This is a genomic window from Citrobacter sp. wls615, assembly GCF_005281355.1.
GTDB classification, from domain to species: Bacteria; Pseudomonadota; Gammaproteobacteria; order Enterobacterales; family Enterobacteriaceae; genus Citrobacter; species Citrobacter werkmanii.
The window spans coordinates 1-7,953 of record NZ_SZXM01000055.1 but is presented as its reverse complement, the minus strand read 5'-3'; the positions used below and the strand labels follow the sequence as shown (position 1 = coordinate 7,953).

At 49.4% G+C, this 7,953-nt stretch carries 7 protein-coding genes and 1 other RNA gene; 1 reads left to right on the top strand and 7 read right to left on the bottom strand.

Annotated elements, in window-relative coordinates:
• The first annotated feature begins 560 nt into the window (after positions 1–560).
• Positions 561–1,139, top strand: a complete 579-nt coding sequence (locus tag FDX04_RS14610) for a recombinase family protein (protein WP_137371143.1) — start codon at positions 561–563, stop codon at positions 1,137–1,139.
• A gap of 307 nt (positions 1,140–1,446) precedes the next feature.
• On the opposite strand, the gene FDX04_RS14605 is transcribed toward FDX04_RS14610, so the two are convergent.
• The 7 genes from FDX04_RS14605 to FDX04_RS14575 form a co-directional block, all read right to left on the bottom strand.
• On the bottom strand, positions 1,447–2,145 hold the full coding sequence (locus FDX04_RS14605; RefSeq protein WP_137371142.1) for an inovirus-type Gp2 protein: 699 nt from the start codon (positions 2,143–2,145) through the stop codon (positions 1,447–1,449).
• 385 nt (positions 2,146–2,530) lie between these two features.
• Positions 2,531–3,925, bottom strand: coding sequence for a tyrosine-type recombinase/integrase (locus tag FDX04_RS14600; protein ID WP_249935543.1), 1,395 nt, complete (start codon positions 3,923–3,925; stop codon positions 2,531–2,533).
• 289 nt (positions 3,926–4,214) lie between these two features.
• An RNA gene (rnpB, locus tag FDX04_RS14595) (RNase P RNA component class A) lies at positions 4,215–4,591 on the bottom strand.
• Between the two features lie 32 nt (positions 4,592–4,623).
• The gene (gene garK / locus FDX04_RS14590; protein ID WP_137371141.1) at positions 4,624–5,769 is read right to left on the bottom strand and encodes a glycerate 2-kinase; all 1,146 of its coding nucleotides are present in this window, start codon (positions 5,767–5,769) and stop codon (positions 4,624–4,626) included.
• 65 nt (positions 5,770–5,834) lie between these two features.
• Positions 5,835–6,725: a 2-hydroxy-3-oxopropionate reductase gene (gene garR, locus FDX04_RS14585; protein ID WP_042311198.1), complete on the bottom strand. Its 891-nt coding sequence runs from the start codon at positions 6,723–6,725 to the stop codon at positions 5,835–5,837.
• 30 nt (positions 6,726–6,755) lie between these two features.
• Positions 6,756–7,526 carry a 2-dehydro-3-deoxyglucarate aldolase gene (garL, locus tag FDX04_RS14580; RefSeq protein WP_038634122.1) on the bottom strand — a complete coding sequence of 257 codons (771 nt, stop codon included), beginning with the start codon at positions 7,524–7,526 and terminating at the stop codon, positions 6,756–6,758.
• Between the two features lie 15 nt (positions 7,527–7,541).
• Positions 7,542–7,953 (bottom strand): MFS transporter (locus FDX04_RS14575; protein WP_137371140.1); only part of this gene is annotated, 412 nt, incomplete at its 5' end.

The window sequence follows — 7,953 nt, the reverse complement described above, 5'->3', positions numbered from 1 at the left end:
ATACGCAGACCGGAAGACAGACGCTCGATTGCGGAACTCAGAGAGGACTGAGATTTGTTCAGGTTATTTTGTGTCAACAGCGACAGGCTGTTAGTGTTGATAACTTGTGCCATAAAATTTTCCTTTTGGGTATATAAGCTAGGCTTACCTGTGTCATTCAAGTTATCGACCACTTCGGCCTAAACTTTATCTTTTTTTTAATTACAACAAGACATTGTTTTTTATTTGTTTTTTAGTAAAGCAGGGGCAACTCACAGTACGCACCAATAATGTGAATTTTTTCATCAAGTCTTGCTCTCTTTTGCTACTTCACAAAAAATTGCCAAGCGATTGCCAGATCGATCAGGCAGGTTCTCTCCGATCGTAAAGGTAACTCCTGATGTTTCCCAAATATCATACGGATGTCACCGCTGGTAGCGATCAGACTGGTATCAACAATCGAACGTTTTATGACACCAGTAAACCCTACCTTAAATTGGTGTCATTAAATTAGCATATTGACATTATGATACCATTAGTTAATTATGATACCGTTTTTGATACCAATCAGGGGAGCGATTATGAGCCGTACATTTGCATATTGCCGTGTGTCCACCAGCGAACAGTCAACAGAAAACCAGATTATGGCGATTCGTCAGGCTGGCTATGCAGTGAATGATAGCAGGGTGATATCAGAAACCGTGTCAGGGGGAGTACAGGCGATGCAGCGCAAAGGCTTTGCTGATATGGTGACTCATAAACTGGAGGCTGGGGATCAGCTTGTAGTATTGAAACTGGACCGCCTGGGAAGGGACAACATCGACGTGCAGCAAACCATTACGATGCTGGTGGATAAAGGGATTGATGTTGTTTCACTGGATCTGCCTGTGCGTAACCTTTCCAGCGCGGAAGGGAAACTGATGCTGCAAATGTTTTCTGCGTTTGCAGAGTTCGAAAAATCCCGCATCATTGAACGCACAAAAGAGGGTTTAGTAAGAGCCAGGAAGGAAGGGAAGAAGTTAGGCCGTCCGGTTGCGTCAAATACCCTTCAGCGTGTACAGGAAGCCAGAGCTAAGGGGCTGAGTCAGTCCAAAGCGGCGTTAGAACTGAATTTAAGCCTCCCGACTATCAAACGAAACTGGAACATCAAAGAGGCATAAGATTTAACCTGTCTTCACTCAGATTCAGATGCTGCCCTGCCAGCGCGTGAGGCTTAATTATGGCTATTTTCGGGTCAATTAATCCGAAATATTCCGGCGACAGTAAATCCAGCGGAGCCGCACACCAGCTTAAATCCACCTGGAAAAGATAGTGATGGAGTGCTATATTTAAAAGCTAAGCCGTAGTATATGAGAGAAGGCATTGTTAAACGCAATGAGCGCTATCGTGAGCGTTTTTTGTAGTGTGGGTAATGCCGTAGGTACTACTTCCTAACTTGAAGGCCGTAGAGAGCGTTACACGAAGGATTTAGCAATTATGGTTTTTATTGCTCAATTTTGATGTTGAGTGGACCCGATCCCCATTTCCGGTCTGATACTTTCCACGCTCTTTCGCCAGATACGATACCCACAGAAAAGGCCCCTCGAGCGTTTTCGGCTTATTTCTTTCGATAATGTAATAATTCGGATATCTTTCCGTTGCCTTTGGCAGCTCCACCAGCGCTGCTTTACCGCCCGTCAGACCCATCCAGATTTCAACAATGCTTCCGGCAATGCCACTTGTGGGTGTCCCAAGGCGTCTGACCTGTCGATGCGGGAGGGCAATCCAGCAATGGTAATGCACCTGTTTTGCTTTCTCTTGCTCCCGTACCCAGCCATAAGCAAAGTTGAGGATCGGTTCTGCCAATCCCTCAGGCCTGTTTAATTTAGCCCTCAGGCGTTCACGTAGTTTTTTAAACAGGTCGCTTACCCACCTGTTGCCTGTGTCTATTGGGGTATTCTCAGGTAAGCGTAAATCGAAGCGAGAGAAGTAAACCCGGCTGTAGATGGACAGTATTGCATCAAGCTGTTCTGCTATAGGGGTAAGGATATCAAGGCGAACACCAGATTGGTCGGTGGCGTTGATCGGGTAGGCGTAAGCATGATGAATGAAAACATCACCTGTGATGACCCTGTAACGCCCGTGTGTATGAACTTTGGTTGTGTAAGGCGTAGCCTGTGTGAGCATTGACTGAATAGATCCTCCTTCTGACACAACACCCCCATAAGTTATTTATATAAACAAACCCTCGCGTACATGCACACACGTATAAGTTATTACCATCTGACCACCGTAAAACGAAGCAATTACGGGTAGCACAAACCCCATCAGACAAAGGCTAATGGTAAAAAAGATGGATAAATTTTTTTCGAAGAAAGTTTACATGGGATATAGAAACCCAAAATAACAATAACTCAAAACAAATAGCAGTGCAAAGATTATTTTAATCTGCGGTATTTTTCAGGTTTGCTTCTGCAATTTTTCCGCTTTTGCGATACCCCGACATTGTGCTTTCCTGTCGATAAGCGCTTAGCTACGGCTCAGCAAACCCATTGAATTAGAATGACTATCACTAAAACCAGTCAACACTATCAACAACTGGAAGCAAATCCGAAACTTTCATCTTGCCCGTGTAAACCTTGGTTTGTCCTTGGTTTGAATGTTCGTGACCTATCGTTTGCTGAACAAGTGTGAGGGTGTGCTTTGCCTGAATCTCAGTTACGAAAGTGTGACGTAAGCTATGCACAATACGTCTATTTTTATAATCATCAAGATAATCAATACCCAATTGTTCACGTATCGCATGAAAAAGCCGCGTTACCTGACTTGTATTAGTGATTTCGGGGAACAAATTGGTATCTGCCTTTTTGCTATCTAAATAATCCAAAAAACCCATATTGATCAAACGTTGTGAGATAGGAACCTGCCGAATCCCCGCCTCAGTTTTACTATCCCCAATCATTATGTAATGTCTCTGACTGTCCTCGTCCAACCGCACATCAGAAACTTTCAGTTTTGCGATTTCAGAGCGACGAGCGCCAGTATATGCCAGTAGCAAAAAAACCCATTTTTTCCAACCATCCAAAGTCGCGAAGTGACATACCAATTTTCGCATTTCTGCTCCGGTGTAATAACCATAGCTGCGGCTTTTAGCTTGGAACGAGACATTAAGTGTCGGTGATGATTCAAGAATATCCACTTCTTTAGTCAGGTAGGTCGAAAACAGTCCCTGACACAACTTCAGATAATCTCTGACCGTTTTGGTTGAAACCAGATCTGCTTCTGGAACTTCATCCAAGTCCAAACATTGCTCAATAGTCATTCGGTTATAAGGCTTCTTATTCTGACGAGGTAAACCTTCAACTACCTCAAGCAGGCTTTTAATATCGCGTCGAGCAATGTCAGAAACTTGAGTGTCAGCCCCCAAAACTGCCTCTATCACTTCATAGTATTTTTCATTCCCCTGCCGAATTTTAGGAGTCCAGCCCGACTTAAATTTTACAAAACCTTTCCATGCCTCAGATAGGGTCAGTTTAGAGGGCAATGGTTTTTCAGGCTTATCCTCTGAGATGGAAACGTTATAATTGTCAGGTCGCATAGAGTTAACGATCTGGCGATAATCAGAATGCCGTTGCTCCATAAAGGCTATATGTGCATCGCAGTAATGTCTCAAGAGAAGGTCGTACTCTGAGGCCAAATAATCGATTTCAACCTCCATGCCCGTAAGATCAAACTGGCTACCAAGTTGCTCTATGACTGAATCTGTCGACAGCGGTTCAACATCTTGTTTAAAGGTTCCATCAAGTAGTAATCCAAAATCACACGCATTACGTTTTTCACGAGCCAATGAACCGGATTCTCGCAGGGTACTACGTACAGTTGTGGGAATTTTTTTTGCTGCGGCGTAAAAACCTGCCTGAATTTTAAGCAAATAACGATCAATATCGTCTTGTTCTAACTTTTTCATTTTCTGCACTATGTCCAATAGTTGGGCTGGATCCATCTTGGACGATTTTACAAAAGAAATGAACATCGAGAGACGGGAAGATATAAATCTTGCTCTACTGGCTGAATCGCAGCCCAGCGACACACGAAAGAAACCGCCTGAAGGCAGTCTAAAATGAAGGCTGTAACGGTTGCCACGCTTTAGGATATTCGGGATGGAACAGCCGTTGGTGTGCCTCGTCTGTATCACAGTCTGTGTCACATTTTCACCTATTAAGGCCTGAGACACACCAACGTATTGTTTTTGAATGAGTTGAAGCTGACCGATAAGCCGGGTTCTGTCGTGGACAGTCATTCATCTAGGCCAGCAATCGCTCACTGGCTCAAGCAGCCTACCCGGGTTCAGTACGGGCCGTACCTTGTGAACCCCTATTTGGCCTTGCTCCGGGTGGAGTTTACCGTGCCACGGACTGTTACCAGCCGCGCGGTGCGCTCTTACCGCACCCTTTCACCCTTACCTGATCCCACTTGCGTGGGCCATCGGCGGTTTGCTCTCTGTTGCACTGGTCGTGGGTTTCCCCCCCAGGCGTTACCTGGCACCCTGCCCTATGGAGCCCGGACTTTCCTCCCCTCCGCCCGTCTCCCCCGAAGAGGACGACGACGAAGCGGCGACTGTCTGGTCAGCTTCGGCGCGCAGTATAGAGGGTTTGCGGACCAATGTCACCCCGCACTGCGCATTCCTATCGCCAGCGTGGCGGCGATGTTTCTTGAAGCACGATAAATATTATCAAATGCCCCACGGAACGCCTCTTCCAGTGTGCTGATACAGGTCAATACGCTAAACACCGCATCGATACCATATTGATGCACCACCGCAACATCATGCGTCAGGCTGCCGCCAATACCAATCACTGGCTTGTGGTACTTCTTCGCGACATTCGCCACACCTACCGGCACTTTGCCGTGAATACTCTGGCTATCGATCCGCCCCTCGCCAGTCACCACCAGCGTGCAGTCATGAATATGTTCTTCCAGATTAAGCGCCTGGGTTACAATCTCGATACCACTGCGCAGGTCGGCGCCTAAAAAAGCCATTAACGCTGCGCCCATTCCACCAGCCGCACCGGCGCCGGGAACGTCCTTCACGTCGACCCGCAGCGATTTTTTAATAATCTCGGCATAGTGAGACAGATTACGGTCCAGTTCGAGAATGCGTTCTTCCGTTGCCCCTTTCTGCGGGCCAAAGATACGTGAAGCGCCAGAATCACCTGTAAGCGGATTGGTCACGTCACAAGCCACGCGAATTGAACAGGTTTTTAAGCGAGGATCCAGGCCCGAGATATCGATGGTATTTAGACTCACCAGGCTCCCGCCGCCGTAGCCAATGTCAGTTCCATTGGCGTCACAGAGTTTCGCTCCCAGCGCCTGCGCCATACCCGCGCCGCCGTCGTTGGTCGCGCTACCGCCAATACCAATAATGATGCTCTGTGCGCCGCTGTTCAGCGCCTGCAAAATCAACTCTCCGGTACCACGCGACGTAGTGACTAACGGATTACGCTGTTCAGGAGGAACCAGCGCCAGACCACTGGCTGCCGCCATTTCGATAAACGCGGTTTTACCATCCCCGGACATGCCCCAGCAGGCATTCACTTTTTCGCCCAGCGGCCCCGTCACCCACGCGGAATGTTCACGCCCTTGCGTGGCAGCAATCATGGCTTCGACCGTTCCTTCGCCGCCATCGGCAACCGGAACAGATACATATTGCGCATCGGGGAAAATTTCCCGAAATCCTTTTTCTATTGCCTGAGCTACCTCGGTGGCAGAAAGGCTTTCTTTATAAGAGTCTGGGGCAATTACGATTTTCATAGTTATGTAGCCTGACAGTGCCGCGCAAGGCAAGAAATACAGGGCGCGCATCCGCGCCCTTCTTGTTAGCGAGTGACTTCCACTTTCGCCAGTTTTTCGTAGTAGCATGCGAGTGCGCTGTGATCGGCGGAGCCCAACCCATCTGCGCGAAGCGCCTGCATCATCTCCATGACTGCAGCCGTCAGCGGTAACTGAGCGCCAACACCATGCGAGGTATCCAGCGCATTGGCCAGATCTTTAATATGCAGGTCAATGCGGAAACCTGGTTTAAAGTTGCGGTCCATCACCATCGGCGCTTTCGCATCCAGTACGGTGCTGCCCGCCAGCCCGCCACGGATCGCCTGATACACCAGATCCGGGTTCACACCCGCTTTGGTTGCCAGCGTCAGCGCTTCAGACATCGCGGCAATGTTCAGCGCCACAATCACCTGATTCGCCAGCTTGGTGACGTTACCCGCGCCAATTTCACCTGTATGCACCACGGAACCCGCCATCGCTTTCAGCAGATCATAGTACTTGTCGAAAATCGCTTTATCACCGCCGACCATCACCGACAACGTGCCATCAATCGCTTTTGGCTCGCCGCCGCTGACCGGCGCATCCAGCATATCCACACCTTTCGCTTTCAGCGCCTCGCTGATTTCACGGCTGGCTAGCGGTGCGATGGAACTCATATCGATCAGTACCGTCCCCGGTTTCGCCCCTTCAATGATGCCGCCTTCGCCTAGCGCCACCTCTTTCACATGCGGAGAGTTCGGCAGCATGGTGATGATCACATCACACTGCTCGGCAATGTCTTTCGCCGTGGCGGCGGTTTCTGCGCCTGCGGCAATCACTTCCGCAATAGATTCTGGGTTACGGTCGGCAACCACCAGCGAGTAACCTGCCTTGAGGAGGTTTTTACTCATTGGTTTACCCATGATACCGAGGCCAATAAAACCAACTTTCATTGTCATGTCTTTATCTCTCTCTACTGTCGATGGTGGTTATTTCTTAAAAGAATCAGCCAGTTTCTGCGTGGCTGAACGGAACACGCCAAGGTCGCTGCCGACGGCAACAAACGTCGCGCCCCACTCCAGATAACGCCGCGCATCCGCCTCTACCGGGGCCAGAATGCCGCTTGGTTTACCGTGGGCTTTCGCGCGGGCGAAAATGTGCTGGATAGCTTTCTGCACGTCAGGATGGGACGCATTGCCGAGGTGGCCTAACGCCGCGGCCAGATCGCTGGGGCCGACGAAGATACCGTCAACGCCTTCAGTCGCCGCGATTGCATCAACGTTATCAACGCCCTGCTGGCTTTCGATCTGCACAATAATGGTGATGTTCTTATTCGACTGCGCAAAATAGTCCGGCACGGTGCCAAACATATTGGCGCGGTGGGATACGGACACGCCGCGAATCCCTTCCGGTGGATAGCGGGTTGACGCCACCGCGTTCACCGCCTCTTCTTCGGTCTCAACAAACGGGATCAGGAAGTTGTAAAACCCGATATCCAGCAGACGCTTAATGATCACCGGCTCGTTGGTCGGCACACGTACCACCGGCGCGCTGGCGCTACCTTTAAGCGCCATCAATTGCGGGATAAACGTCGAGATATCGTTCGGCGCATGTTCGCCGTCCAGCACCAGCCAGTCGAAACCCGCCAGACCTAAAACTTCAGTGCTGATTGGACTGGCTAATGCAGACCAGCAGCCAATCTGAATCTGCTGCGCCGCGAGGGCCGCTTTAAATTTATTCGGGAAAATCGTGTTATTCATCGCCTATACCTTTGTTTATTTCTGCAATTCCATACGTTTAATGTCACCGACAATAAACAGGTAGCAAACCATAGCCATCAGCGCCGAGCATCCTACAAACATCAGCGCGGCATTAAATGAGTGCAACTCGCTCACCAGATACCCAATCACCAACGGAGTAACAATGGAGGCCACGTTGCCAAATACGTTAAAGACGCCACCACACAGACCGACAATCTCTTTCGGCGCAGTATCGGAAATCACCGGCCAACCCAACGCCCCGAAACCTTTGCCGAAGAATGCCAGCGCCATCAGCGCTACCACCAGAGCGGTGTTATCGGTGTAGTTACACAGAATAATGGTCGATGCGAGCAGCATGCCGAGCACAATCGGCAGCTTACGCGCCAGGGTGATGCTGGAGCCACGTTTAATCAGATAATCAGAGAAC